This window comes from Vibrio sp. CAU 1672 (assembly GCF_029223195.1).
Taxonomy (GTDB): domain Bacteria; phylum Pseudomonadota; class Gammaproteobacteria; order Enterobacterales; family Vibrionaceae; genus Vibrio.
This window is the reverse complement of the sequence record NZ_JARHUF010000001.1, coordinates 21,967-48,083: the sequence shown is the minus strand read 5'-3', so window position 1 is coordinate 48,083 and position 26,117 is coordinate 21,967. Positions and strand designations below refer to the sequence as shown.

Here is a 26,117-nt window from a genome sequence, read left to right as displayed (position 1 = left end):
GTATCTCCTTTAAGCGCGCAAGTGCTCCGCTTTCACAACCATTTGCAGGCCGTTGTTAAGTTGAACACGTACATCATCCTTATTGATTTCAACAATGGTCGCAGCCATGTTTCCTTTACCCATGTTCACATTCACTAGTTTGCCGATGGTCATTTCATCTGCGTTTAGTGCGCGTGTTTCTACAGGTGTTGACTGTTTCTGTACTTTCTGTTTGTTAGGACGACGAGGCTGTTGTGGCTTTTTCGCAGGTTTCGCTTTTGCCTTACCTTCTTCACGAGCTTTTTGCGCTTGCTCTTTACGACGTGCCTGTACTTTCGCCTTGCTTTCAGCAAGGGTCGCTTTTGCGTGTTCCACGTGTTCTTCTTCCAGCTCACCACAAGGGTTACCATCCAGATCCACGCGCACCGCGCCTGGTTTTACCCCATGTAGGTAACGCCATGATGAAGTGTACTGTCTTAACGCTGCACGAAGCTGAGTTTTGCTTACTTTTTCATCGTCACTTAGACGTTCCGCAAGATCTTGAAAAATACCAATTTTCAGAGGTTTTGCTTCACCTTCTAAAGTAAAGCACTTAGGGAAACATTCAGCAATATATGCAATAACTTCTTTGCTGTTTTTTAACTTTTCAGTCATGAGGGTTCCTGATTTGAGCGGATTTCCGCGAAGCATTAAGAAAAATATTCTCGTATTATAGAGACATGCCAAGGAAAAACCACACTCCTAGACGAATTTATGCGTCGTTCGCGTGTGAATTAAGCAGCTTTTCTACTTCAACCATAAAATGTGTGAGGCCTTGCTCATCAATTTCATTGAAACGCCCTATTTGGGGGCTGTCAATATCGAGTACTCCGGCTACCTGCCCGTTGATAGAAAAAGGGATCACTATCTCTGAATTACTCGCAGCATCACACGCAATGTGTCCCTCAAACCGGTGAACATCATAGACGCGCTGGACTGTATTAGTCTGCGCAGCCGTACCGCATACGCCACGCCCGATAGGAATACGCACACAAGCCGGCTTGCCCTGAAATGGACCCAGCACCAGCTCCTCTCCCTGAGTCAGGTAAAAACCAGCCCAGTTGAGCTCTTCAAGCTCCATGAACAACAGTGCGCTGATGTTGGCCAGGTTGGCGATCATGTTGGTTTCTGACTCAATAAGTGCAACCGCTTGCTTGGTAAGTGTCTGGTACTGTTCTATGTTCATAATTACTTCCGTATAAATGGTGTAATGAATTAGAGGCTTCCAATCTTTAGGAATCCCGTTACAATGCCCATCTAAACATAAATAGGATGCATTCTCATTACAATGACTCTAACACATGACACTATTAGCCGTTCCTGGTTGATAACACAAGTTAAAAAGCACAAATCAAAGTTAATTTGGGCTAACTTGATCGCGATTGTTGCTACTTTAATCAGCGTCCCTATTCCCTTACTCATGCCGTTAATGGTGGATGAAGTTCTGCTTGGCCAGCCTGCTTCCGGCCTGGCGGCAATGAACACTGTATTACCGGAAACATGGCAAACCCCTACCGGCTACATATTTTTCACGCTATTTCTGGTTGTACTGATGCGTGCGGTAAGTCAGGTGCTGAATATCGTTCAAAGCCGTCAGTTTACTCTGGTGTCGAAAACCATCACGTTTGAGATGCGGAGTAGAATGATCGATAAGCTGAGCCGTATCAGTATCCGCCAATATGAAACCAAGGGAATTGGCGGAATCAATGCTCACTTAATCACTGATATAGAGACTATTGATCAGTTCGTTGGCTCAACGTTAGCCAAATTTGTTATCAGCTTGCTGACCGTGATCGGAACAGCAATTGTGCTGCTTTGGTTAGAGTGGCGACTAGGCTTGTTTATCCTCTTGGTCAATCCGGTGGTCATTTACTTCTCGCGAAAACTCGGGAACATGGTCAAACACCTCAAACGCAAAGAAAACCAATCGTTTGAAGTATTTCAGAATCGGTTGGTTGAAACGCTTGATGGCATTTATCAGCTGCGCGCCGCAAATAAAGAGCGCGAGTTCTTAAAACAACTCAAATCCAGTGCTAACCAAGTACGTATAGACGCGGACAAGTATGCCTGGCAGTCCGAAGCCGCAGGACGCGTCTCCTTTCTGTTGTTTTTGATTGGATTCGAGTTATTCCGTGCTGTTGCGATGTTGATGGTGATGTTCAGTGACCTTACGATCGGTCAGATTTTTGCCGTTTTTGGCTACTTGTGGTTCATGCTCTCGCCAGTGCAAGAACTGCTCGGCATCCAGTTTTCCTGGTATAGCGCAAAAGCAGCGTTAAAACGGATTAATGATCTCCTCAGTTTGGAAGAAGAGCACCGGCCGCGCTCCAAAGTGAATCCGTTTAGCGCAGACAAAGAAGTCGATGTCAAAATTGAGAACGTCACTTTCTCTTATAATAAGGAAAACAAAGTACTTGATGATTTGACCCTTCACGTTCCTGCAGGCCGGAAAGTTGCTTTAGTTGGGGCCAGCGGCGGGGGCAAATCTACTTTAATTCAGCTGCTCATCGGTGTGTACCGGCAAGATTCCGGGTCTATTCGTTATAATGATGAGCTGAGCGAAGACATCAGCTTCGATGTAATTCGTGACAAAATTGCTGTTGTATTACAGCAACCTATACTATTTAACGACACCTTGAGGCATAATCTGACTCTCGGGGGGCATTACGATGAACTGTCGCTGTGGCGGGCACTCGAAGTAGCGCAGTTGCAAGATGTGACTGCCCAGCTAAGTCAGGGTCTGGACACCCAGATCGGGCGTAACGGCATTCGTTTGTCTGGTGGGCAACGGCAACGCCTGGCGATTGCCAGAATGGTATTGAGTAATCCCCAGTTCGTCATTTTGGATGAAGCAACCTCTGCCCTCGATACGGCAACCGAAGCAGCGCTGCATAAAGCACTGACTGAGTTTTTAAACGGTCGAACGACGTTAATCGTGGCGCATCGACTCTCTGCGGTGAAACAAGCAGACTTGATCTATGTCCTCGAAGATGGAAAAGTGTCGCAAACAGGAACACATGGTGAGCTAGTTGAACAGGAAGGCTTATATCAGACCTTATACGGGGGAGTTCAGTCCCACGCGTAACGCCTTTTGGATAGGGAGAGAGTAATGAGCCCGCTATCCAGACACCCTCGACAAGCGAACAAAGTTCGCTTGTGCCAGGGATGTGAATTGCCGGTGGACATTATTCAGATCCCCTATGGCCGAGATGCGTACTGCCCGCGCTGCGGAACTCATCTATACCGTGGTGGCTCACCCAGTTTGTCCGGCAATCTTGCTATAGCTGTAACCTGCCTGTTACTGTTTGTTCCTTCTCACTTTTTTGACTTCATTAGTATCCGTTTATTTGGAGTAATGATCCCCGCAACACTCCCTTCAGGAATGATTGCACTGATGCAAGAGGGCTATATTCTGCTCTCTTTATTGATTCTATTTTGTAGCTCACTGGCCCCCCTGATTGTTTGTTCATCGGTATTAAGCGCTCATATTTCGCTCCATATCCGGTCTTATCAAGGTTTGCGTATTTCCTTGTGGTTAGTCCAGCACTTAAAACACTGGGTGATGCTGGACGTATTCTTGGTCAGCATCGCTGTTTCGTGCTTTAAGCTCCAGGACTATTCCGACATCTTTGTTGGTCCCGGGTTGTTTGGCCTGCTTTTTCTACAAATATTCACCGTAATGCTGATTTCCCGGATCAGTGTTCGTCGCTATTGGGAAGCCTGGCAACCAGAAACGACCTTCAACTTTGCTCATAAAGACATACATTGTCATGAGTGTCACCTCTCCCAGCCCGCCGGGAAACGCTGCCAGCGCTGCCATAACCCGCTGCACCATAGAAAGCCTCATTCGATTCAGAAGACCTGGGCTTATCTCATTGCGGCAACCATCGCGATATTTCCGGCAAACCTGATCCCAATTTCTATACTCATCACCAATGGTCAACGCTTGGAAGATACAATCTTTTCCGGCGTGGCGTCACTCGTCAATAGTGGTATGTATGGAATTGCCACCATTATATTTGTAGCAAGTATTATTGTCCCGGTGGTCAAGATACTCGGGCTTGCTTATATCTTACTATGTATCAAATTCAAGCGTTCGGTGTTCCATAAACAACGAATGATGATCTATTTTGCAGTAAAGTGGATAGGCAAATGGTCTGTGATGGACCTGTTTGTTATTTCAATCATGATGACTCTCGTTGATCGGGGTCAGATTCTCGACTTTACCCCCGGCTACGGTGCCGTTGCCTTTGGTATCGTAGTGGTATTAACCATGCTCGCGGCGGACAGCATTGACCCCAGGCTTATTTGGGACAATGCCCCAGACAATCAAAATAAAGAGTCAGTAAATGAGTGATCAGAACAGTTCTCAAACGTCATACATACCGGATGTAAAACGAGGCCGGGGGATCTCGCCGTTTTGGATACTTCCTATTTTGACCATGGTGTTAGCCGGATGGCTGGTTTTCAAGTCAATTCAAGACGCCGGTCAGCGGGTCCAAATCTATTTCTCTGATGCCGCAGGTTTGGTCGCGGGCAGAACCACTATTCGTTATCAAGGTCTGGAAGTAGGTATGGTCCGTGACATTAAACTCTCTGAGGATCTCGGCAGTATTTATGTGGACGCCGATGTCTACCCGGAAGCCACAAAGCTATTGAATAAAGATACACGTTTCTGGTTAGTTAAACCCACCGCCAGCCTCTCCGGGATATCTGGCCTTGATGCACTTGTGTCGGGTAATTACATTTCAATCCAGCCGGGCAAAAGTGAACAGTTTGAAACGAAATTTGCCGCGCTGAGTGCTGCTCCAACTGATCTGAGAGTCAGCCAGGGCTTAAACATCAAACTGAATAGCCGGGATTTGGGTGGTGTCTCAGTAGGCTCCCAGATTGTATATAAAAAAATTCCAATCGGTGAAGTCTACAGCTATAAGCTTGATGATGATGCGAAATCTATTTCGATCCACGCCAACATCCAGGAGCAATATCGCCATATTATTAATGACCGCAGCCGGTTCTGGAATGTCAGCGGTATTGGTGCCAATATCGGTTTCAATGGCGTCGATGTACGCCTGGAGAGCATGAGCGCCCTGTTCGGCGGCGCCATTGCGGTAGACTCTCCTGACGATGGCGAACCGGTTGAAGAAAATGCCCAGTTCCGCCTGTACCGTGACCTGAAAACCGCAGGGCGAGGAATACCGATTAAAGTGGCATTGCCAGATGACAATAACATCAGTGGTGAAGGTGCGCCTATTATGTATCGCGGTATCGAGATCGGCCAGATCACCGACTTAAGTTTGTCAGAAGGGCGAGAAGTAATTTTAGCGTCGGCAGCAATTCAGCCGGCATTTAGCGATATGTTGACCACTGGCACCCATTTCATTCTTGAAGAAGCAAAAGTGTCATTGTCCGGAGTAGAAAACATTGCCAACCTGGTGAGTGGTAATTTTCTATCAATCATCCCCGGCCAGGGGGACCGGGCTCGTCAGTTCCGCGCCATTCGTAAAAACGAGTTTAGCCAGCAACAGCAGAAATCCATTGCGATTCGTCTGGTAGCCAATAACTCTTTCGGCTTGGATGCCGGGGCAAATGTGCTATACAAAGGGATTGTGGTCGGTTCGATCATCAACGTTGGTTTGCTCGACAAGACGGCGGCAGAACAGTCAGACCAAGAAGTCTATCTCGATGCTCTGATTGATCACCAGTTCAAGCATTTGATTAAATCCAATAACCGCTTTTTTGTTACCGGCAGTGCTTCTGCAGAACTGACAGAATCCGGATTAAGTGTCACAGTACCACCGGCAAAGCAACTCCTGACCGGATCCATCAGCTTTTTAAGCCAGGGAAGCGAGCAAGTAAAACAGGAATATCGGCTGTTCCAGAGTGAGTCACTGGCTGAACTGGCGCAGTACAACCTGCGTGGTTCACAAACATTAACCCTTTTTGCCAGCGAACTGCCTCCGATTTCAAAAGGCAGCCCCCTGCTATACCGTAATTTGCCGGTTGGTAATATCGCAGACTTTAAACTGGTTGACGGCGGCGTGATCATTAACGCGACCCTCGAAAAGCGTTATGCTCACCTCATTACCGACCAGACAGTGTTCTGGAACCGTTCCGGTGTTGAGGTAGATGCATCGTTAGCCGGAGTTAAAATCAAAGCAGACCCACTTAAAACGCTCATTAATGGAGGGATCGCCTTTGACTCAATTCCCGGCATTGACAATAAACTGGGTCATCGCTGGAAACTGTACCCGGATCAAAACCAAGCGCGTAAATTTGGCCGTGTGATCACCTTAGACACCGACGGGACACAAGAGGTGACCGCCGGAATGCCGATCAAGTATCAAGGCGTAAAAGTTGGTGAAGTAACCCTGGTAGTGCCACACTTCAAACGGCAACGCGTTGAAGTCACCGCGCGCATTCTGCCCGAGTATGTGGATGACATTGCGGTTAAAGGCTCCCATTTTTGGCTTAACGAGCCTGAAATAGGGTTCGATGGGGTAAAAAACCTCGGCTCGCTGGTTGCTAAGGCGATCAATGTTACTCCTGGAGATGGTCAGGCGCATTTTGCATTCCGCTTAGCCAAGAGCGCCGTTAAACAGCCTGGTATTGTCTTCACACTGCAGAGTGCCCAACGCGGCTCATTACAAGTCGGCACCCCTGTTCTTTACCGTGAAATGGAAGTCGGTCAGGTAACCGATGTTCGTTTGGGCGAGTTTGCCGACCGTGTTATTTCTCAAATCGAAATTCAGCGCAATTACGCTTATCTGGTCCGACAAAACAGCGTGTTTTGGAACGTTTCCGGCGTCGATGTGTCAATCGGATTGACCGGTGCAAACATCAAAGCCGGAACGATAGAGAGTTTAGTACGCGGAGGGGTCGCCTTTGCTACCCCTGAGCAAGCTAACCTGATGCCGATCGCCGAAAGCGGTCAGACCTTCCTCCTCTACCCCAAAGCTGAGGACGGATGGCGACAGTGGCGAACTCCGATACCAAAACCGACCACCAAACTTTAATCGGATAGAGCAGTGCATGCTGCTCTATTTTTTTACCCAAAGCTTCTATTTCGTTTCTGCGGCTAATTCGTTTATTATTTGCAGCAAATTTTGCAAATGAGATAACGCCTTGCATTCCAATGTTTACCTGCCAGAAGAGTTTCTGGAAAAAATCCGTACCATTCTCCCCGCCCTCCTGTGCATGGATGACTTTATCGCAGCCTGCCAAAAGCCATTGCGTAAAAGCATCCGCGTCAATACCTTAAAAATTACGGTTGACGAGTTTATTAAACGTGCAGAACAAAAGGGATGGCAACTTTTCCCGGTTCCGTGGTGTAGTAATGGTTTCTGGATTGAGGCCGATGAATCTTTGGTTCCTCTGGGTAATACCGCTGAGCATATGTCCGGGCTGTTCTATATCCAGGAAGCCAGCTCGATGATGCCGGTCTCTGCACTGTTCATGGATAATCCCACGTATGCTGCCGTGCTGGATACTGCCGCCGCACCGGGTTCCAAAACCACCCAAATAGCGGCTTTAATGGAAAACAAAGGCGTATTAGTGGCAAACGAATACGCTGCCAGCCGGGTAAAAGTCCTCCACGCCAACATTGAACGCTGTGGTGTGCGCAATGCCGCGCTGAGTAACTTCGACGGACGCGTGTTTGGCGGATGGCTGCCCGAACAGTTTGACGCGGTACTGCTGGATGCGCCCTGCTCTGGTGAAGGTACGGTACGTAAAGATGAAGATGCGATGAAGAACTGGTCGCAGGCATCGGTTATCGACATCGCGGCAACCCAGAAGGACTTAATTGAAAGCGCGTTCCATGCACTCAAGCCCGGCGGGGTTCTGGTGTACTCAACCTGCACATTAAGTACCGAAGAGAATCAGGAAGTGTGCCACCATCTGAAAGAGACGTTCAGCGACGCGGTTGAGTTTGAAAGCCTGGCCGGGCTGTTTGATAACGCTGAAGCGGCATTAACCGCAGAAGGTTTCCTGCATATCTTCCCACAAGTCTATGACTGTGAAGGTTTCTTTGTTGCCCGGATGAGAAAACTGGCATCGGTAGATGCACCAAAAGTGAAAAAACGCATGGGCAAATTCCCGTTCAGTAAGGCTAGTGCAAAAGTACAGGCGGAAATAGATAAACAGCTCAGCGACACCCTTGAAATTCACTTGCCTGAAAACGCTAGTGTCTGGCTGCGAGATAAAGACGTGTGGTTATTCCCTGAAGCATTAGAGTCAATGATAGGAGAACTGCGTTTCTCGCGTATGGGGATCAAAATCGCAGAAGCACACAAGAACGGTTATCGCTGGCAGCATCAGGTCGCGACGACATTAGCCTCTGGTCAAGAGTCAAAAGCTCTCGAACTAACAACCGACGAGGCCAGAGAGTGGTATATGGGACGTGATATCCGTCCGGAAAACATTCCCCAAGGAATGAAAACCGGCAAAGGTGAAGTGCTGGTGAGATATCAGGGTACGATCATCGGATTAGGCAAATGGGTCAGCAACCGGATCAAAAACGGCCTGCCACGTGAACTGGTTCGCGACAAAAATCTTTTTTAACCGTCCGCTAAAAAGAGCATTAAGTTAATGAAAAGCCATCGCATTCGCGGTGGCTTTTTAATTCTCTTCAGGTTTTACCTTAGCAGCCCTAGCTATCCAGATACCCTGTACTAAACTAAATGTTATGAACACAGGCTTTTTAATGGCATTTTTCTCTATTATGGCTAACGAAAAACCGTTAGCAAAGTTTAGCGCAGGCTCTAAGGAGCCGTTTCCCCTAGGCCCAAGAAACGGACGACTTTGGGCCGATTTTTTTGCCTGGGAAAGGCCCCTATTTACGCTAGGCGAATACCATCTTTTTCGATAACGATTTTACCCTGCTTATATAGGCCACCAATGGTTTTCTTGAACGTGCCTTTGCTGGTGCGGAACACCTCAAAAATCGCGTCTGGAGAAGACTTATCGTTTAGCGGTAAAAAACCGTCTTTCTTTTCCAGCAACTCAACAATTCTTCCAGACAGATCATCCATCTTTTCTACCCCGACTTTTTGCAGGGCCAGGTCAATCTTACCGTCTTCACGAACACGTTTGATAAAACCTTTTAGCTTTTTACCAATGAACAATTTACCAAAAACATCAGACGGGAAGATCATGCCCCAGTGGCGGCCGTTAACGATCGCCTTGTAGCCCAGTTGGCTGCGCTCTGCGATGATCAAATCCACCTGCTGGTTCACTTGGTAGTTAGCCGGGGTCTTATCGAGCCATTTGTTAAACTTAGTGGTTCCGACAATACGGCCTGACGCTTTATCGGTATATACGTATACCAAAATAGTCTGCCCTGCCGAAAAACGGGCGCGCTGCTCACTGAACGGGATCAAAAGATCTTTTTCTTTGATACCCCAGTTAACGAATGCGCCGGTGCTGTTGATGCCTTCAATTTTCATCAGCCCCCACTCACCAACCTGAGCGATAGGCGTCTCTGTGGTCGCAGCAAGTTGGCTCTCTGAATCGAAGAATAAAAACACTTCAACCTTATCACCAATTTCAGTGCCTTCAGGCACATACTTATTTGGCAATAACACCGAACCGTATTCGTCGCCATCCAGAAATACGCCAAAATCAGCCTTTTTAATGACTTTCAAGCTGTTAATTTGACCAATCTTAATCATTGAATTTGTCTCTTTGGAAATTTACCGGGAATTATACCCAAACTGGAAAGAAAATCAGAGAGAAATAGCTGCGCCTCTTTGATATGCTATGCGACGTTCGCTATCCGGACACCCATTAGCAATAATCAGGAGCCTTACTTGGTCACCGTTGATAAACAGGACTCAATCACACTAAAAATCAGCCATGCTTTAGCCACAAGCAAAAAAGTCGACTTAGATATCTTTCTTTTCGTTCCGGGGGAACTCGGCCTGAATTCAGATATTCTCACCGAATCTGAGTTTTACTACAGTTCCATGACCCAGAAACGGGCTTACTACAGTAATGAAGTACTACTGCCACTGGTTCACAGCCGCTTAGCCAAGCGTGGCCGTCTGTCTAAAAGCCAGTACCGGGTCAGTTTAAGCTTGTTTGCTTATCAATATGTAATAGCACTCGACAAAGCTGTCGCCAGTCTCAATAAACACCAAGGTGACAACGTCACTGCGGATGAGGTCGATGAAGTCATTGAACTGGCATTGGATATTCTGAAGCGCTTAAGACGCTCCATTCCCTACGAAGAGAACTTAAAACGTTACTACGTCAACATAGATAACTATCTCTCATGGTATACCGAACAGAAATTCTTATCTCTGGTCGCCCACCTGCCCAGAGAAGGTGATTACAGCACCATTAAGCAGCGGCTGTTGACGTTGTGTGAAAAAGAGCAGGCGCACAGAAAGCTCAATAAATACAACTCCCCGCGGGTTGTTGAAGATGTGACTCGTCTGTCGAATAAGATGCACCTTTTACGCCGCCTGATTGAGCACCCGATTGTACTGCGGGAAAAAACCATCTCGATGGGCAACAATATTAAACGGATAATTAAAGGGGCTGCCACTGGCCTGGTGATGGTGTTTGTTACCTCAACCGTGATCATGGCAAGAGATTACCTCGGCGAAATTTCCGCGTCATTTATTATTGCCATGTCACTTATCTATGCATTACGTGAAATTTTCAAGGATGACTTACGCGATGCAATGTGGCGCTGGATCCGTAAAGGCAAACCCAAATGGCGCAAAAAGTACACTGACCCAACAACCCGGAAAGTCGTCGGATCCAAACTGGAATGGCTGGATTACACAACTTTCGCCAAGTTACCGGACCGAATTCAACTAATTCGTAAAAAACGCGTGGTGCAGCGAGAAGAGCAGATTCTGCATTACCATGAGAAAGTGGATATGGCGACATCCCAGTTTCTGAGCGGCTACGAGCAAACACGCGAGACCATCAACATCAATCTTCGCCCTATCATCCGTTTGATGGATAAGAGCTCAAATCGCATCTACCGGATAAATGATGGCCAGGTCAGCAAAGAGTCCGTGGAAAAGCGTCACCTCCTAAACGTTATTGTCAAAGAGGATAACCACAGCGACGAGCCGACCTACTACCGCTGGAAAGTGGTGGTCAACCGCTCCAAGATTGTCTCTGTAGAGCAGATTGAGTTAACCTGAAGCACCACAAAAAGCAGCCTGCTGTCAGGCTGCTTTTTTGATCGATAATGTCAGAGAAAATTCAGCCATTGGCTCATCACCATGCAAATCAGGACATAGTGCGACAATTTTAACATCTTGATTGACTCGCTCACCGGTTTGCAGGGTTTGGCTTACCATATCGTCAATTAATGCCCCGTCATGGCAGACAAAATGGACATCCCCTTCCGGCCGCTTGAAAAAGTCCGCCTTAACTCCCTTGAACGCCAATGAGATCTTCTCTCCCTGCTCTTTTGCTTTACTCATCGCCAGAAAACCACCCGCCACATCAGCACCAACAGCAAGCGCGCCAAAATACATACTATTAAGGTGGTTTTTGGTTCTGCGCTTCAACGGGATGACCACTTCAACGTGCTGATCATCAATGGCAATAATCTTGGGGCGACACAGCCAGATAAGGGGCACTTTGGTAAACCCAAACAGGTTAAGATAAAGGTTGGCTTGACGAAGTGGGCTTAACATTGGACTCTCCCTGGTAACTAGTCAGACCAGTTAATCAGCATTGAGTGCAAATGTCAAAGAAATGTTAACAAAGAGAGGCCGCGCACGGGCCTCTCTGCATACACCAACACGTTAGTCGAAAAGGTAAGTTTCTACGCCCGCCACTTCCGACAAGTAGTGCTCTAAGCGCGGGCGCTCAGACAGTTCCCGGGTGAGGAGCAGCGCCGGTTTGCCCGTTGCGTTAGCCGACTTGACTGCAAAATCCACTAACTGAATCACCGAGTCGTTCTCCGGATCATAGAGGTAAGCCAAAGATGGGTTGTTATTGTCCACACCCAAAGTCAGCTGTGCCAATGTATCAAGGTTAATCACTAAACCATCGAAATAATGAAGTAGCTTTTCTGCCATTAATACCGCTGACGGCGTGTCGCAGCAATAGAGAACCTTCAGCCCTTTCAGTCCGCGGGGTAAACCCTGCTCTGCAAGTAAGTCAATAATCTTGGCCGCATCGCTCAGTGCGCGCACAAACGGCACGACAATGTCGATTTCAACGCCTCGTTGTTGCAATGCTTTAATCACTTCACACTCCAACACAAACGCCTCTTTATAGACATCGGAGGCAAATCGTGAAACACCGCGCAAACCAAGTAACGGATTTTGCTCATGTGGTTCCAGGCTGCCGGCAATTAACCGGCTCATCGCTTCACTGTCAGCGCTGTTCAGCTCAATACGCACCACATCGTAGCCTTTAGCGGCCAGTACAATTGATTCAACTAAGGTGGAGATAAAATGTGTTTTCACATCCTGTTGAGATAAGATTTGTTGAAGTGAAGCCTTTTCGGTTGCATCTTCAATATCATCCAAATTCGATAGTGAAGGATGGTAAAAAAGCTTGCCCATCACCAACTCAGATAGTGAAACATACAAAGCTCCACTTCCGCTTAATTCCCTTTGGGATGGAAACACATCGCCCAATTTGATCGCGGAGTTCTCACCCCCGGTGGTACTTTGACTCATTACTGCTCCAGTCTTACGATTATGATAGTTAGAACATACCTATTGTTCAGCTCGAAAACAAGAATAAATAGTTAAAAATAATGAATATATAATCAATAGAACTGTAATCATCAGCCAAATAGCTGACTCTGATCCTTATTTCGTCATTCGAGCCAAACAATCTCATATTATCAGTGAAACAGACACCGATTGCCTTACTTCACGCCAGTAACCGGAATCGGCTCACACATTGATGGCTGGATTTGCCCTGATAAATCATATGGCACGCTATCGCCCGTCCAATAACTCAGCAAAATCTGGCGAAAATTAAATCGCTTTGTCGCAATGCACAAAAAGGCTGGGTATGTAACGCCCTTTTACTCAATAAGATTCACTTTAAACAGTTTATTCCTTACCACAATTCCGTTATCTTTATTGCTTCGCAATAGAGAATATAGCTATCACATGCCAATTAAAACAGATGAATTGAGAACCCAGCCTCTGGGTCCAATGCCACCCCCCGCAGAGCTTGGAAGCGTGCACCCAATCACAGATGATGTTGCAGAACGTATAGCCCAATCTCGCCGTCAAATTGAAAAAATCCTTACAGGTGAAGACAAGCGCATCCTGGCCATTGTCGGGCCATGTTCAGTGCACAATACCGAAGCAGCCCTCGATTACGCGACGCGCCTTAGCCAAATTCAGGATAAGTATAAAGATGAACTTTTCATCGTTATGCGTACCTACTTTGAAAAGCCTCGTACGGTTGTCGGTTGGAAAGGATTGATCACCGACCCAAATCTGGATGGTTCTTATGCCCTGGAGGCAGGCTTGCATAAAGCCCGTAAGCTTTTGCTCGATATCAATAAACTTGGCCTGGCAACAGCGACCGAGTTTCTTGATATGATCACAGGTCAATACATTGCCGATCTGATCACTTGGGGTGCCATTGGTGCCCGTACCACAGAGTCACAAATCCACCGTGAAATGGCTTCCGCGCTTTCATGCCCGGTCGGCTTCAAAAACGGCACCAACGGAAATGTGAAAATCGCCATTGACGCGATTCGTGCTTCTCAGGCTTCTCACTACTTCTACTCGCCAGACAAAAATGGCCGTATGACCGTCTATCGTACCAGCGGTAACCCATATGGTCACATTATCCTTCGTGGCGGTGAAACCGGACCTAACTTTGACTCAGCATCCATCGAACAGGCATGTCAGGCACTGGCACAGTTCGATTTACCACAACGTTTGGTGGTCGACTTCAGTCATGCCAACTGTGAAAAACAGCATCGTAAGCAATTGGATGTAGCCAAAAATATCTGTGAACAAATCAAAAGCGGTAGCACCTACATTGCCGGGATTATGGCAGAAAGTTTCATCGTCGAAGGCAACCAGCCGATGACGGACATTAATAACCTTGCCTACGGCCAGTCAATCACGGATCCTTGTTTAGGCTGGGAAGATACCGTCACCATGCTTGATATGCTGGCAGACGCGGTAAAAAATCGTTCATAATAACTAATAACACTACTAGACATAAGGAATCTCCATGCCATCGTTTGATATTGTCTCTGAAATCGATACCGTTGAACTTCGTAATGCTGTTGATAACGCTAATCGAGAGCTTTCTACTCGTTTTGATTTCCGCAACGTAAATGCGAGCTTTGAGTTAGTAGAAGAAAATGTAAAAGTATCTGCGGAAGGTGATTTCCAGTTAAAGCAAATGCGTGACATTTTGCGCGGCCATCTGGCAAAGCGCGGCGTAGATGCAAACTCAATGGATACGCAGAATCCTGAACAGACCGGTAAGAACTGGCACCAAACGATTTTGTTCCGCCAGGGCATTGACACACCAATGGCAAAGAAAATCGTTAAGCTGATCAAAGACTCAAAGCTTAAAGTTCAAGCTTCTATTCAGGGCGATAAAGTTCGAGTGACGGGTAAAAAGCGTGACGACCTACAAGCCACAATGGCGGCCATTCGTGAAGCTGAGTTAGGCCAGCCTTTCCAGTTCAACAATTTCCGCGACTAATCCTGAGCGGCTAACCAGCGATTGTTCAGACAAAAGAGCCTACACAACGTAGGCTCTTTTTTTGGTGTATTCTCAACTAAATGACTAAGTCGTTACCCTGCAGTAAGTTAAATTCGCTGGTGCCCCTGGGAATAAACACACATACACGCAACTGACCGGCTTTCACAGTAGTCAACTTATCTGAAAGTTCCGCTGCGGTTGCAAAAGCTTCCCGCTCTGCATCTCTTCGCACCAGATCCAGCACATTCGGCTGGCACTGTGTTGAATACAACACCAGTTCCGCCTGCTGCATGTAGCGTACCGCTTTAATCGGCAACATTTCCACATCAGCCTCCACTTGTATCCAGGTACAGCTGCCCTTTTCATCCAGTGGCTGATTTACCAAAGCCTGATAAACCGCTTCCAGCTCACGGTTATCGCGGGCATTTTCCACTTCTGGCTGCGCGAAGTAGGTTTCCCAGAATTTTCTCCGCAGATCGACACTGGGCAATGCCTGTTTTATCGAGTTGCGTTTTGAATTGGCAAACTCAGCCATCAAACCCAAATTCTGCGGCAAAATGGATTCAAGCTTTTCACGAATATTACGGATCAGTACCGGTGACGCTCCGCCACTGGAAACGGCTATCTGAATCCGGCCACGGTTAATCATTGATGGGGTGATAAAATCGCAATATGGCTTATCATCGACCACATTGACTAAAATCCCCAACTGTTTGGCGTCTTTGTATACCTGATGGTTCAGCTCAGGATTGTCGGTTGTCGCCCACACCTGAATGAAATTTTTTGTGACAATGTCACTGGAATAAAAGCGCTGAATCCAGTGAACCTGTTGCTCCTCGACCAGTTTAGCCAGAAACTCAACCACACTGGGGGAAACGATGGTCACGTCAGCACCTGCCTTAAGCAAGGCTTCCACTTTTCGGCTGGCAACTTCACCACCGCCAACCACCAGCACCGGCTTGTTTAAAATATCTAAAAACAGAGGAAAATATCGCATTTCTATCCATGGCCACTTAATAACGTCTAACTAAATCCATGCTACCAAAAATGGGGCAAGAACTTCACTGGTTTAAAGACGACAAATAATTTTTGTTCAAATTTTGCCGATTTGTATCGCATCATCACTAATGACAAATCTAACATTGACGTTTTATCCTGCCTCTTTGAACTATTTTTTGCCATTTGTTCTGATGCACCACATTGGGCACAAGTTGCACTATTTACAAACAGTTAACATTTAGTCATTCTAGCCTGCAAAGGAATTTGTAAGTTCTTTCAAAACCCTAATTAAATTATATATTTGAGAATTAACAGTTCCTTACCTACGCTTATAACTGGTTGATTTAAAGAGAGCCGTTCTCTCTGAAAATCGATTATATAGGACGAAAACACAACCAAACTGGACACGTTGTATCAGGTCGGTCCTGATTTAACATGGATCATACAGGAAGGATACTAATGGCGAATAAACTAACAATTCTTGCTTCCGTCGTAGCGGCTTCTACTGCCATGATAGCAACATCAGCTCAAGCAGCAGACACTACTCTGGATAAAGTCATGAAACAGGGCTTTCTGACATGTGGTGTCAGTACCGGCCTGCCTGGTTTTTCCAACCCGAACTCTAAAGGCGAATGGGAAGGGATTGACATAGAATATTGCCAGGCTTTGGCCGCGGGCGTTCTTGGGGATAAAACCAAGGTTAAGTATGTCCCCCTTACCGCGAAGGAACGTTTTACTGCTCTCCAGTCAGGTGAAATTGACGTACTTTCTCGTAACACCACCTGGACACTTCATCGCGATACCGCACTTGGGATAAACTTTGTCGGTGTCACCTATTACGACGGTCAGGGTTTTATGGTCAAGAAAGACCTGGGGATTACCAGTGCCAAAGAGCTTGATGGCGCTTCGGTGTGTGTACAGTCCGGTACCACAACCGAGCTGAACCTGGCGGATTACTTCCGCAACAGTGGCATGTCATACAAACCAGTGGTATTCGATACCGCTGCGCAAACATCGAAAGGCTTTGATGCCGGCCGTTGTGATGTCCTGACCACAGACCAATCTGGTCTGTATGCATTGCGTCTGAACCTGACGGATCCAAACTCTGCTGCGGTTCTTCCTGAAATCATCTCGAAAGAGCCATTAGGCCCTGCGGTCCGCCAGGGTGATGATCAGTGGTTCAACATAACCAAATGGACATTGGCGGCAATGATCAATGCTGAAGAGTACGGGATTACATCCAAGAATGCTGATGACATGCTCAAATCAAAAGACCCTAACGTGAAGCGAATTCTGGGGGTTGATGGACCAAAAGGCAAAGGTCTGGGCATTCGCGACGACTGGGGTTATCAGGTGATTAAGCAGGTTGGTAACTATGGTGAGAGCTTCGAGCGCACGGTCGGTACCGGATCACCACTGCAAATTTCGCGCGGGGTGAATTCACTATGGAATGCGGGCGGATTCATGTACGCACCACCAATCCGCTAACAAGAAAGCATTAGGGCGGGTCATGCCGCCCTTTTTCTTGGTGATCACTATAATGGATTTGAGGTTATCGCAGTATGAAACCGAAGAATGTTGCATCGCAAAGCACGATGCCCACTAACTCAGGCGGTAATACGAGTTTGCTCTATAACCCGGCATTTCGTTCCGCACTGTTTCAAATCATAGCAGTCTCCGCATTGGTGTTTTTCTTTTACACCATTATCAACAATGCCCTGACCAACCTGGACGCACGCGGCATCGCAACCGGTTTTGGGTTCCTTAGCCAGGAAGCCGGATTTGGTATCGGGCTTACGCTGATTGAATACGACGAAACCTTCAGCTACGGCAGAACCTTTCTGATTGGCCTGCTTAATACGGCTCTGGTATCCGTATTAGGTATCATACTCGCCACTGTTCTCGGCTTTGCTATGGGAGTGGCCAGACTCTCCTCCAACTGGCTGGTTAGTCGCCTGGCTGCTGTCTATATTGAAACATTCCGTAATATTCCACTGTTGCTACAGATATTTTTTTGGTATTTCGCGGTGTTACAGGCCCTGCCTTCTCCCCGCCAAAGCATGAGCCTTGGCGAAGCCATATTCCTGAACGTACGTGGCCTTTATCTGCCCGCTCCGGTAATGGAAAACGGCAGTGGGCTTGTCATTGGCGCCTTAGTTTTCGGTATCATCGCCAGTTTAGTGATTGCGCGCTGGGCGACGAACAAACAACGCGTCACCGGTCAACAAACGCCGATGGGAAGGATTGTGCTCGGCCTGGTGGTTGGTCTACCGGTGCTGGTTTACTTTTTGGCCGGAATGCCAATTTCTCTTGAGTACCCTGCCTTAAAAGGCTTCAATTTCCGCGGCGGTATCAGCATTATCCCTGAGCTGGCGGCGCTACTGATCGCATTAAGTGTTTATACTGCCTCTTTTATTGCGGAAATCGTCCGTTCCGGTATCAACGCCGTCAGTCACGGCCAGACAGAAGCGGCGATGTCTTTAGGCCTACCAAGATCTAAGACATTAAAGTTGGTGGTGATCCCACAGGCCTTGCGCATAATTATTCCGCCACTGACCAGTCAGTACCTTAACCTGACGAAAAACTCTTCTCTGGCGATGGCGATCGGTTACCCGGATTTAGTGTCAGTATTTGCCGGTACGACGTTAAACCAGACCGGTCAGGCGATTGAAATTATTGCCATGACCATGGGCGTATACTTAACGTTGAGCCTACTCACCTCGGCTCTGATGAACATCTACAACCGCAAAGTCGCATTGGTGGAGAGATAATATGGCAACACATCAATTTCAACCCGATCTCCCGCCACCAGCAAACACGGTTGGTTTTGTCGGCTGGATGCGCAAACATTTGTTTAACGGACCGGTAAACTCGGTGGTAACGCTGATACTCGCGTACATCATCGCATCAGCATTATGGTCGATTATTGACTGGGCATTCATTAACGCTGACTGGATCGGTACCACACGGGATGACTGCAGCCGGGAAGGTGCCTGCTGGGTTTTCATCAGTGTCCGCTGGGAGCAGTTTATGTATGGCTTCTATCCGGAAGCTGAGCTCTGGCGCCCTCGCCTGTTCTACTTTACGCTGGCAGTTTTCACCGTATTGCTCGCCTACGAGAAAACCCCAAAACGTACCTGGATATGGTTATTCTTCGTTAACATCTATCCGTTCCTTATCGCTGCGCTGTTGTATGGCGGAGTGTTCGGCCTGGAAGTGGTCGAAACGCACAAATGGGGCGGCTTGCTGGTGACGTTGATCATTGCATTAGTGGGGATCGTGGTGTCATTACCGATTGGGGTAGCACTTGCCCTCGGGCGACGTTCTGAAATGCCGATCATCAGGAGTATCAGTACGGTATACATTGAGGTATGGCGCGGCGTGCCGCTGATCACGGTCCTGTTTATGGCCTCGGTTATGCTGCCACTGTTTCTGTCAGAAGGGTCCGAAACCGACAAACTGATCCGTGCCTTAATCGGTGTGGTAATGTTCAGTGCCGCTTATATGGCAGAGGTTGTACGTGGTGGCCTGCAAGCCATCCCGAAAGGCCAGTATGAGGCAGCGGACGCGCTGGGACTTACCTATTGGAAGAAAATGTGGCTGATTATCTTGCCGCAGGCGCTGAAAATCACCATTCCTTCTATCGTAAACACTTTTATCGGTCTGTTTAAAGACACCAGTTTGGTGCTGATCATCGGTATGTTTGATGTACTGGGTATCGGGCAGGCTGCCAACACCGACCCAGAATGGTTAGGGTTTGCAACAGAAAGTTATGTATTTGTCGCGTTAGTGTTCTGGGTATTTTGTTTTGGCATGTCGCGCTATTCGATATGGCTAGAAAACAAACTCCATACCGGTCACAAACGATAACTCATTAAGTATCAAGGACGTATTATGACGCAACAACAAGACTATATGATCCAGCTTCAGGACATGAACAAATGGTACGGTGAGTTTCACGTACTGAAAAACATCAACCTGAATGTAAAGAAAGGCGAGAAAATCGTTATTTGCGGCCCTTCTGGCTCTGGTAAGTCAACCATGATCCGCTGCATTAACCGCCTGGAAGAGCATCAGGCCGGGCATATATTCGTATCGGGGACGGAGTTAACCGAAGATCTGAAAAACATTGAAGCGGTACGCCGCGAAGTGGGTATGTGTTTTCAGCACTTTAACCTGTTCCCTCACCTGACGGTACTGGAAAACTGTTCGCTGGCACCGATTTGGGTCAAGAAAATGCCCAAGGAAGAAGCTGAAGCCATTGCGATGAAATATCTGGAACGGGTTAAAATCCCTGATCAGGCAGATAAATATCCCGGTCAGTTATCCGGGGGCCAGCAACAACGTGTCGCAATTGCCCGCTCACTGTGTATGAACCCGAAAGTGATGCTGTTTGATGAACCCACATCAGCACTGGACCCGGAAATGGTTCGCGAGGTGCTCGATGTTATGGTCGAACTGGCTGAAGAAGGCATGACCATGCTGTGTGTGACTCACGAGATGGGCTTTGCCAAAGAGGTCGCGGATCGGGTTATCTTTATGGATGCTGGTGAAATCATTGAAGAAAATAACCCGGTTGATTTCTTCGAAAACCCGAGATCCGATCGCACCCGCAACTTCTTGGCGCAAATCCTGCACCACTAAGTTCGGCTCGCGCTTACCGCCATAAAAAGCACTGGTTTAGGTTAAGCCAGTGCTTTTTACCTTATTAAACAATAACAAGCGGACAATTGTTCAACTATTGCCAGGCAGAAATATTGTGTTACAAGTTCTCAGATACATAACATCTTATTTCCATTATTATTTTGTCTTAGATATTCAATAGTTGGGCTTGATTTTTTGAACTTTTAGCCCCATAAATGTCAATATATCCAAGACAAGAAAGTCTCTGATTGAGGAAGATTATGAACAGTCCAATGTTTACGCGCACATCGACACAAGAGAGTGCTCTGCAAACCAACAAAGTATTGCGTAACACTTACGCCCTGCTTTCAATGACCCTGCTGTGGTCAGCCGTCACCGCTGGTGTGGCGATGGCATTTAACCTGCCGCGTCCCGGCCTTATCCTGATGTTGGTGGGTTTCTACGGCCTGCTGTTTCTGACTGAGAAAAACCGTAACAACGGCCTGGGCCTGGTGTTTACTTTCTTGTTTACTGGCTTCCTGGGCTATACCGTTGGCCCGATCCTGAACATGTACATTGGTGCCGGGATGGGTGATATCGTGTTAACCGCCCTGGGTGGTACGGCATTGTCATTTATGGCTGCTTCTGCTTACGCACTGACAACCAAACGAGACCTGTCAATGTTGGGTGGCTTAATGCTGTCTCTGTTTGTCGTACTGGTTGTAGGCATGATCGCCAGCATCTTCATCCAGTCAACAGTGATGCACTTAGCACTAAGTAGTTTGTTTATTGTGTTCTCAACCATGGCTATCCTGATGACCACACAAGGCATCATCCGTGGCGGTGAAACCAACTACATTTCAGCCACCATTACGCTGTATGTATCTATCTACAACATCTTCATCAGCCTGCTTAGCATTCTGGGCATCATGAACGATGACTAAATTCCTGCTCAATTGAGCTGAGGTAAAGCCCGAAAGCCTAGCTTTCGGGCTTTTTTTTGCCTCAAAATTCGTGATTACAGGTAAACTGAACTTTTTATGCATAATTAGGCAAAATCGGTTGTTTAACCCCGGTAAATTTTTATACCGAGCGACTTAAAATTCAAATAACCGCATAAGTCCATCGTTCAAAGAGAACCAAGGTAAGCTCGCCCACCTCTATATTCCTGATAACACTGTTCAGTTTTAACGCGCTTAAACTAACAACCCATTGGTTTAGGTTGAGCGTTTTGCTCAGTGTGCGCTACCCTATAGACAAAACTCAATAAAAAGCGGATTTTAGCTATGTTCGTTTATAACGGTAAAGAAATCGAAACTGACGCTCAAGGATACTTACTTGACCACACCCAGTGGGAAGAAGGCATGATTGAAGTGTTAGCAGAAGAAGAAGGCATTGAACTTACCGATGCTCACTTAGAAGTAGTTCATTTTGTGCGTGATTTTTATGAAGAGTTCAACACCTCTCCTGCGGTGAGAATGTTGGTTAAAGCGATGGAAAGAGCGCACGGCCCTGAAAAAGGCAACAGTAAATACCTGTTCAAACTGTTTAAAAAAGGTCCGGCTAAACAGGCAACGAAACTGGCCGGGTTACCAAAACCTGCCAAATGCTTGTAGTACTTTACTTCCTGAGTTGTACTAATTCAGACCTGGTCTGAACTAATGCACCTGAGTTGAGCTGAACGCTTGAGTCCAACTCAATTCAGGTTGTTTTTACTTATCAGTTGGTAAGCGGTGCCTTGTCACCATCTCTCCACTCTCAGCCTCGCTTTTGGATTTTTCCCATTCATTTTTCAATATGCGCTGGGCACAACGTTCGATACGAAGTAGCTCACGATTCAAGCCTTCATACTGTTTGGTTTCAAACTGCAGGATCACCCGGCTCATCGAGCGAACTAACTTAGCATCGTAACTGTGGATAAGTTCATTGGGGTTTAAGCGCAGTCTCACCTTTACCCGCAAATAGTTCAGCTCTTCAACATGAATGGCAAATAACTTATCTGCAAGCGCACTTTCTACATCACGTACCGCATAGTAATGTTTAACAGCCAGCGCATTAAACTGGGCAACTTCCTCTCTGAATAACTCCCGCCACTTACTTTTTTCAAGCGCAACACTTTCAATAAACAAGGTACGATTTGAGTTTTTTCTCGATATATAGGCCCTGGCAGACATAATTGTAAAGGCAAGCACCAAGCCAAAAATAAACCAGAATAAACTGGATCTGATGATTTCTGCTAACGGCACGTATCCCCCATTTCACAGCACCTAACGTCTGGCTAAGCCAAACCAGCAACTTCAACTGCGTGAGCGGTGTCATCCCCGACACCTGCTTCAACGCACCCGGTATTAATAGCATAATGAGTGTTACTTTAAGGTATACAACGGCTTCAAGATTGTTGCCATCTGGTTCAGGCAAAAAAACACCTGAACGAATCATCTCCTGACCCTTTTAAACCCGTTCTTCTGTTTTTGAGCGACGTGTCCAGCTGGAGTGGAAAAGCCCTAATCCCTACCAAACTTTTCAGTTCAGCCGAAAAGTGTCGATTATGATAACGAAGGATAACAGAGCATCATTAGCGACTGCCATTAAAGCAGCTCTACCCCAAACCACTTTGCGATATATACAGTTAACGCAAAACAGCCGACAGAGAGTACGCAGCAAAGTAACAGTGTCACGCTGAACGAAAAGCGGTTGAGCAAATATGGGAAGATGAGAAACATCGGTAATGTTGGTACAACATACCAGAAAGTATAGAACGCATGATTAGACAGCTTGGTCTCACCTTGCCCTTCGATATACATCCAAATCAGGGCCAAAATCGTCACCGTAGGCAATGCCGCGACTAATGCTCCAATTTTATCACTGCGCTTGGCCACTTCCGAAACCAAAACCACGATCGCCGCGGTGGTGAGATACTTGGTTATAATCCACAACATCCTTTGCTCCAACTGCTCTGAATAACATCTACAACGATGTCCTTATCCGTGGCGGTATTATTGACCAAAAACCCATTTACTACCACTACTTACCAGTAATTCACACTCAACACCTACCCTAACAATGTGTTCGCCATTACCAACGAAAAGATCAGCCACGAAAACGCTGCAAATGTATGCTTTATGACGCGTTACATTTGGTTATGTGATTGATGTTCCTGATTTATATCAGGCAAAAAGAGATAATGCATATGAACCCCCTAGAATAAATAGAGAATACCATGAACGCTACAACAACACTTATTTACGATACGCTTCAAAACCTTGCTAGCCAGGAACCAGAACAACACGCGAAAATTCGCCAGAACCTGTATGACCATCTGGATTTACCCTTTGATAAACAGTTGGCGCTGTACACCAGTGTTCTTGCGCCAGTAGGTTCAGGGAAAATTGAAGATAACCAGGGCATTAGCAACGCAGTTGATACTGCAATTAAAATCCTGGAAACACCAGAGCGTTAATTTCAGCATCTCTATGACATGGCCCGTAATCCCCAACCGGGCCATTTATCATCCATTTATGTCCCGATCTGCACCATTCATTCTCTCCATAGGCTTACCCACCTCATCTTTTTGTAAGATAGTGCCGCCTGCTGCTACCCGTTGTATTGATAACCACGCATCACAACATAACGTAAAACGGAAAATGACAGGCACGCTGTTTTATCAAAAACCATTAATTGAATTAAAGCTAATTGACTGTGACATTAATGGCTCATTTTCAACCATCCTACTTTCAACCTGATATTCCGGACTGTACATATTCATGAAAGCCAAACTAATCCTAAGCGCCATGGGCTGCTTGTCAGCCTGTTCAACCAATGCTTTGGCGTCTCAATGGTCTCTCGGGGCTGCTGCATCTTATTCTCCAGCGGTTTAATAAAGACACTGATTCTAATAAAACCGTGATTCCATTGATTGGCTATGAAGGCGAGCACTTATTTTTGCGTGGATTCAGTGGCGGCTATCGAATCTTTCCGGTGGGTTCACCACAAAACATTGTTTTTCGTGTCACCTATGGCCCATAACAATCGCCCCCTGACAATCAATACACACCAATAATCACACGTATTTTTATCAGCATTCAGCCCAGAACCGGTGATGTGGCAGATCACCGGCTCTGCCGACAGGCTTTACATCCGCATTCCGCCATCCACTTCCAGTACCCGGCCGGTAACAAACTCGTTTTCTAACGCATATTTAATGGTCGATGCGATCTCTTCCGCCAGTCCCAACCGGCCCACCGGGATCATACCCAGAAGGCGCGTCATTGCTGGTGGTTTGATCTGATCGGTCATTGCGGTTTTGATCACTCCCGGTGCAATCGCCACCGCGCGTATCCCGTAACGGCCAAGCTCTTTGGCCCACACGGCTGACATGGTCGCCACCGCCGCTTTGGACGCCGAGTAATTGGTTTGCCCCATGTTGCCGGCACGCGCCACACTGGAAATATTGATGATCACCCCCTTACTGTCTGTATTGAGCATCACTTTGGCTGCCTCACGACCACAGAGAAAGGTTCCCGTCACGTTGACGTCCATTACCGACTGGAACTGTTCCAGCGACATAGTAGTGACCTGGCCGTCCCTGACTTTGACAAACATACCATCACGCATGATTCCGGCATTGTTTACCACCCCATTAAGCTGCTGAAAATCGGCTTCAATCTGCTCAAACGCCGCCGCGACCTGCTGCTCATCGGTGACATTTGTGACATAGCTGCGCACGGTGATGCCCAAAGCTTCACACTCAGCCTGGGTTTCCCTTAACAGATCAGGGTTTTGGTCGATCAAAGCGAGTTGAACACCGCTTTCTGCCAGTGATAACGCCATCTGCTTACCCAGCCCCTGCCCGGCTCCGGTAATCGCAATAACTTTATTAGTTAACTCCATACGCTCTCCCTACACCTGCTTCTGTTTCTGGTAGAACTCAAACAGGCTGGAAAAGTCTTTTTGCCCGTTGCCCTGACCACTGTGAATAGTGAATAGATTACGAGCCAGGCTTCCCATCGGGGTGGAAGTCTGACCGGCGACCGCAACATCCGCAGCCAAACCGAGATCTTTGGCCATTAACTGGCTCATAAACCCACCCTGATAACCTTTACTGGCGGGGGCATTGTCCATCACGCCCGGTACCGGATTATACAGCTCAAGTGCCCAGTTACGCCCCGAGCTTTGTAACATGATGTCTGACAGCACGTTAGGATCGAGGCCATTTTCCATCCCCAGATTCAGCGCCTCACACGTACCACTCATTAAAATCCCCAGCATCATGTTATTGCAGATCTTGGCCACTTGCCCGGCACCGGCTTCGCCAGCATGGAAAATGTTCTTGCCCATATGACTTAATATGGTTTCCGCACGCACAAAATTTTCCTCTGAGCCGCCGACAATAAACGTCAGTGTGCCCGCCGCCGCACCGGCCACGCCGCCGGATACCGGCGCATCGACAAAACTTACGCCTCGCTGCTGCGCTTCGCTGGCAACCTCTCTGGCCGTGGCAGGATCAATGGTTGAAGAGTCAATCAGTAATGTCCCCGTTACCACGCTGTCGAGGATGCCGCCGGGTTCGAGGTACACACTTTGTACGTGTCGGCTCGCCGGTAACATTGTGACGACAACATCTGCTCCCTGAACCGCCTGGCGCACTGAGTCTGCGCTGGTGGCACCAAGTTGAGTCAGCGCTTCGACCGCGGCTGGATTCAGGTCATACACTTCAACCTGAAACTTTGCTTTGAGTAAGTTCTTAGCCATAGGCGCGCCCATATTGCCAAGGCCGATAAATGCAATTTTATCCATTTGATCTT

At 47.2% G+C, this 26,117-nt stretch carries 24 protein-coding genes and 1 pseudogene; 15 read left to right on the top strand and 10 right to left on the bottom strand.

Going from position 1 to position 26,117, the window contains the following annotated elements:
* Nucleotides 1–9 precede the first annotated feature (9 nt).
* Nucleotides 10–633 (bottom strand): RNA chaperone ProQ, encoded by a 624-nt coding sequence (gene proQ / locus P2G85_RS00210; RefSeq protein WP_275862098.1) that lies wholly within the window; start codon nt 631–633, stop codon nt 10–12.
* Nucleotides 634–730: 97 nt separating this feature from the next.
* Entirely contained in the window at nt 731–1,204 is a 474-nt protein-coding gene (locus P2G85_RS00205; RefSeq protein ID WP_275862097.1) for a GAF domain-containing protein, read from the bottom strand.
* Nucleotides 1,205–1,306: 102 nt separating this feature from the next.
* Between P2G85_RS00205 and P2G85_RS00200 the strand changes: the two genes are divergently transcribed.
* The 4 genes from P2G85_RS00200 (at nt 1,307) to rsmF (ending at nt 8,580) form a co-directional block, all read left to right on the top strand.
* Nucleotides 1,307–3,103, top strand: coding sequence for an ABC transporter ATP-binding protein (locus P2G85_RS00200; protein WP_275862096.1), 1,797 nt, complete (start codon nt 1,307–1,309; stop codon nt 3,101–3,103).
* 24 nt (nt 3,104–3,127) lie between these two features.
* Nucleotides 3,128–4,375, top strand: a complete 1,248-nt coding sequence (locus P2G85_RS00195) for a paraquat-inducible protein A (RefSeq protein ID WP_275862095.1) — start codon at nt 3,128–3,130, stop codon at nt 4,373–4,375.
* Nucleotides 4,368–7,034, top strand: a complete 2,667-nt coding sequence (locus P2G85_RS00190) for an MlaD family protein (protein ID WP_275862094.1) — start codon at nt 4,368–4,370, stop codon at nt 7,032–7,034. The genes P2G85_RS00195 and P2G85_RS00190 overlap by 8 nt, the downstream gene beginning before the upstream one ends.
* Nucleotides 7,035–7,143: 109 nt before the next feature.
* Nucleotides 7,144–8,580, top strand: a complete 1,437-nt coding sequence (gene rsmF / locus P2G85_RS00185) for a 16S rRNA (cytosine(1407)-C(5))-methyltransferase RsmF (RefSeq protein ID WP_275862093.1) — start codon at nt 7,144–7,146, stop codon at nt 8,578–8,580.
* 275 nt (nt 8,581–8,855) lie between these two features.
* On the opposite strand, the gene P2G85_RS00180 is transcribed toward rsmF, so the two are convergent.
* Nucleotides 8,856–9,689: a S1-like domain-containing RNA-binding protein gene (locus P2G85_RS00180; protein WP_275862092.1), complete on the bottom strand. Its 834-nt coding sequence runs from the start codon at nt 9,687–9,689 to the stop codon at nt 8,856–8,858.
* Between the two features lie 138 nt (nt 9,690–9,827).
* Here P2G85_RS00180 and P2G85_RS00175 point away from each other — a divergent pair, with 138 nt between their 5' ends.
* Nucleotides 9,828–11,180, top strand: a complete 1,353-nt coding sequence (locus P2G85_RS00175) for a hypothetical protein (RefSeq protein ID WP_275862091.1) — start codon at nt 9,828–9,830, stop codon at nt 11,178–11,180.
* A gap of 24 nt (nt 11,181–11,204) precedes the next feature.
* On the opposite strand, the gene P2G85_RS00170 is transcribed toward P2G85_RS00175, so the two are convergent.
* Both P2G85_RS00170 and P2G85_RS00165 read right to left on the bottom strand, forming a co-directional pair.
* A complete protein-coding gene (locus P2G85_RS00170; RefSeq protein WP_275862090.1) occupies nt 11,205–11,681 on the bottom strand; it encodes a DUF4442 domain-containing protein in 477 nt (158 codons plus the stop codon).
* 111 nt (nt 11,682–11,792) lie between these two features.
* Nucleotides 11,793–12,677 carry a putative PEP-binding protein gene (locus tag P2G85_RS00165; RefSeq protein WP_275862089.1) on the bottom strand — a complete coding sequence of 295 codons (885 nt, stop codon included), beginning with the start codon at nt 12,675–12,677 and terminating at the stop codon, nt 11,793–11,795.
* A gap of 444 nt (nt 12,678–13,121) precedes the next feature.
* Here P2G85_RS00165 and P2G85_RS00160 point away from each other — a divergent pair, with 444 nt between their 5' ends.
* Together P2G85_RS00160 and P2G85_RS00155 are read left to right on the top strand one after the other, a co-directional pair.
* Nucleotides 13,122–14,174 carry a 3-deoxy-7-phosphoheptulonate synthase gene (locus P2G85_RS00160; protein WP_275862088.1) on the top strand — a complete coding sequence of 351 codons (1,053 nt, stop codon included), beginning with the start codon at nt 13,122–13,124 and terminating at the stop codon, nt 14,172–14,174.
* A 34-nt stretch (nt 14,175–14,208) separates the two neighbouring features.
* Entirely contained in the window at nt 14,209–14,691 is a 483-nt protein-coding gene (locus P2G85_RS00155; protein ID WP_275862087.1) for a YajQ family cyclic di-GMP-binding protein, read from the top strand.
* A 76-nt stretch (nt 14,692–14,767) separates the two neighbouring features.
* Here P2G85_RS00155 and P2G85_RS00150 read toward each other — a convergent pair whose 3' ends face one another.
* Complete coding sequence (locus tag P2G85_RS00150; RefSeq protein ID WP_275862086.1) at nt 14,768–15,688, bottom strand: NAD(P)-dependent oxidoreductase; 921 nt, start codon at nt 15,686–15,688, stop codon at nt 14,768–14,770.
* 461 nt (nt 15,689–16,149) lie between these two features.
* On the opposite strand from P2G85_RS00150, the gene P2G85_RS00145 reads away from it, so the two are divergent.
* The 6 genes from P2G85_RS00145 (at nt 16,150) to P2G85_RS00120 (ending at nt 21,929) form a co-directional block, all read left to right on the top strand.
* The gene (locus tag P2G85_RS00145; protein ID WP_275862085.1) at nt 16,150–17,178 is read left to right on the top strand and encodes an amino acid ABC transporter substrate-binding protein; all 1,029 of its coding nucleotides are present in this window, start codon (nt 16,150–16,152) and stop codon (nt 17,176–17,178) included.
* 74 nt (nt 17,179–17,252) lie between these two features.
* Nucleotides 17,253–18,461, top strand: a complete 1,209-nt coding sequence (locus P2G85_RS00140) for an amino acid ABC transporter permease (protein WP_275862084.1) — start codon at nt 17,253–17,255, stop codon at nt 18,459–18,461.
* 1 nt (nt 18,462) lies between these two features.
* Nucleotides 18,463–19,560, top strand: a complete 1,098-nt coding sequence (locus P2G85_RS00135) for an amino acid ABC transporter permease (RefSeq protein ID WP_275862083.1) — start codon at nt 18,463–18,465, stop codon at nt 19,558–19,560.
* 24 nt (nt 19,561–19,584) lie between these two features.
* Entirely contained in the window at nt 19,585–20,334 is a 750-nt protein-coding gene (locus P2G85_RS00130; protein WP_275862082.1) for an amino acid ABC transporter ATP-binding protein, read from the top strand.
* Between the two features lie 260 nt (nt 20,335–20,594).
* A complete protein-coding gene (locus P2G85_RS00125; protein ID WP_275862081.1) occupies nt 20,595–21,257 on the top strand; it encodes a Bax inhibitor-1/YccA family protein in 663 nt (220 codons plus the stop codon).
* Between the two features lie 342 nt (nt 21,258–21,599).
* Complete coding sequence (locus P2G85_RS00120; protein WP_275862080.1) at nt 21,600–21,929, top strand: TusE/DsrC/DsvC family sulfur relay protein; 330 nt, start codon at nt 21,600–21,602, stop codon at nt 21,927–21,929.
* A 96-nt stretch (nt 21,930–22,025) separates the two neighbouring features.
* On the opposite strand, the gene P2G85_RS00115 is transcribed toward P2G85_RS00120, so the two are convergent.
* Together P2G85_RS00115 and P2G85_RS00110 are read right to left on the bottom strand one after the other, a co-directional pair.
* Nucleotides 22,026–22,559 (bottom strand): hypothetical protein, encoded by a 534-nt coding sequence (locus P2G85_RS00115; RefSeq protein WP_275862079.1) that lies wholly within the window; start codon nt 22,557–22,559, stop codon nt 22,026–22,028.
* Between the two features lie 342 nt (nt 22,560–22,901).
* On the bottom strand, nt 22,902–23,252 hold the full coding sequence (locus P2G85_RS00110; protein WP_275862078.1) for a DUF3147 family protein: 351 nt from the start codon (nt 23,250–23,252) through the stop codon (nt 22,902–22,904).
* Nucleotides 23,253–23,533: 281 nt separating this feature from the next.
* Here P2G85_RS00110 and P2G85_RS00105 point away from each other — a divergent pair, with 281 nt between their 5' ends.
* The gene (locus P2G85_RS00105; protein WP_275862077.1) at nt 23,534–23,773 is read left to right on the top strand and encodes a PAS factor family protein; all 240 of its coding nucleotides are present in this window, start codon (nt 23,534–23,536) and stop codon (nt 23,771–23,773) included.
* A 331-nt stretch (nt 23,774–24,104) separates the two neighbouring features.
* A pseudogene (locus P2G85_RS00100) lies at nt 24,105–24,321 on the top strand (MipA/OmpV family protein); the annotation flags it as partial.
* Nucleotides 24,322–24,444: 123 nt separating this feature from the next.
* On the opposite strand, the gene P2G85_RS00095 reads toward P2G85_RS00100, so the two are convergent.
* Nucleotides 24,445–25,203, bottom strand: a complete 759-nt coding sequence (locus P2G85_RS00095) for an SDR family oxidoreductase (RefSeq protein ID WP_275862076.1) — start codon at nt 25,201–25,203, stop codon at nt 24,445–24,447.
* Nucleotides 25,204–25,212: 9 nt separating this feature from the next.
* Nucleotides 25,213–26,109: a 3-hydroxyisobutyrate dehydrogenase gene (gene mmsB / locus P2G85_RS00090; RefSeq protein ID WP_275862075.1), complete on the bottom strand. Its 897-nt coding sequence runs from the start codon at nt 26,107–26,109 to the stop codon at nt 25,213–25,215.
* Nucleotides 26,110–26,117 lie beyond the last annotated feature (8 nt).

Bases quoted from the DNA above. Each gene is read 5' to 3' on its own strand.
- proQ (WP_275862098.1), bottom strand. From the start codon at position 633: ATGACTGAAAAGTTAAAAAACAGCAAAGAAGTTATTGCATATATTGCT.
- P2G85_RS00205 (WP_275862097.1), bottom strand. From the start codon at position 1,204: ATGAACATAGAACAGTACCAGACACTTACCAAGCAAGCGGTTGCACTT.
- P2G85_RS00200 (WP_275862096.1), top strand. From the start codon at position 1,307: ATGACTCTAACACATGACACTATTAGCCGTTCCTGGTTGATAACACAA.
- P2G85_RS00195 (WP_275862095.1), top strand. From the start codon at position 3,128: ATGAGCCCGCTATCCAGACACCCTCGACAAGCGAACAAAGTTCGCTTG.
- P2G85_RS00190 (WP_275862094.1), top strand. From the start codon at position 4,368: ATGAGTGATCAGAACAGTTCTCAAACGTCATACATACCGGATGTAAAA.
- P2G85_RS00180 (WP_275862092.1), bottom strand. From the start codon at position 9,689: ATGATTAAGATTGGTCAAATTAACAGCTTGAAAGTCATTAAAAAGGCT.
- P2G85_RS00170 (WP_275862090.1), bottom strand. From the start codon at position 11,681: ATGTTAAGCCCACTTCGTCAAGCCAACCTTTATCTTAACCTGTTTGGG.
- P2G85_RS00165 (WP_275862089.1), bottom strand. From the start codon at position 12,677: ATGAGTCAAAGTACCACCGGGGGTGAGAACTCCGCGATCAAATTGGGC.
- P2G85_RS00160 (WP_275862088.1), top strand. From the start codon at position 13,122: ATGCCAATTAAAACAGATGAATTGAGAACCCAGCCTCTGGGTCCAATG.
- P2G85_RS00155 (WP_275862087.1), top strand. From the start codon at position 14,209: ATGCCATCGTTTGATATTGTCTCTGAAATCGATACCGTTGAACTTCGT.
- P2G85_RS00150 (WP_275862086.1), bottom strand. From the start codon at position 15,688: ATGCGATATTTTCCTCTGTTTTTAGATATTTTAAACAAGCCGGTGCTG.
- P2G85_RS00145 (WP_275862085.1), top strand. From the start codon at position 16,150: ATGGCGAATAAACTAACAATTCTTGCTTCCGTCGTAGCGGCTTCTACT.
- P2G85_RS00140 (WP_275862084.1), top strand. From the start codon at position 17,253: ATGAAACCGAAGAATGTTGCATCGCAAAGCACGATGCCCACTAACTCA.
- P2G85_RS00135 (WP_275862083.1), top strand. From the start codon at position 18,463: ATGGCAACACATCAATTTCAACCCGATCTCCCGCCACCAGCAAACACG.
- P2G85_RS00130 (WP_275862082.1), top strand. From the start codon at position 19,585: ATGACGCAACAACAAGACTATATGATCCAGCTTCAGGACATGAACAAA.
- P2G85_RS00125 (WP_275862081.1), top strand. From the start codon at position 20,595: ATGAACAGTCCAATGTTTACGCGCACATCGACACAAGAGAGTGCTCTG.
- P2G85_RS00120 (WP_275862080.1), top strand. From the start codon at position 21,600: ATGTTCGTTTATAACGGTAAAGAAATCGAAACTGACGCTCAAGGATAC.
- P2G85_RS00110 (WP_275862078.1), bottom strand. From the start codon at position 23,252: ATGTTGTGGATTATAACCAAGTATCTCACCACCGCGGCGATCGTGGTT.
- P2G85_RS00105 (WP_275862077.1), top strand. From the start codon at position 23,534: ATGAACGCTACAACAACACTTATTTACGATACGCTTCAAAACCTTGCT.
- P2G85_RS00095 (WP_275862076.1), bottom strand. From the start codon at position 25,203: ATGGAGTTAACTAATAAAGTTATTGCGATTACCGGAGCCGGGCAGGGG.
- mmsB (WP_275862075.1), bottom strand. From the start codon at position 26,109: ATGGATAAAATTGCATTTATCGGCCTTGGCAATATGGGCGCGCCTATG.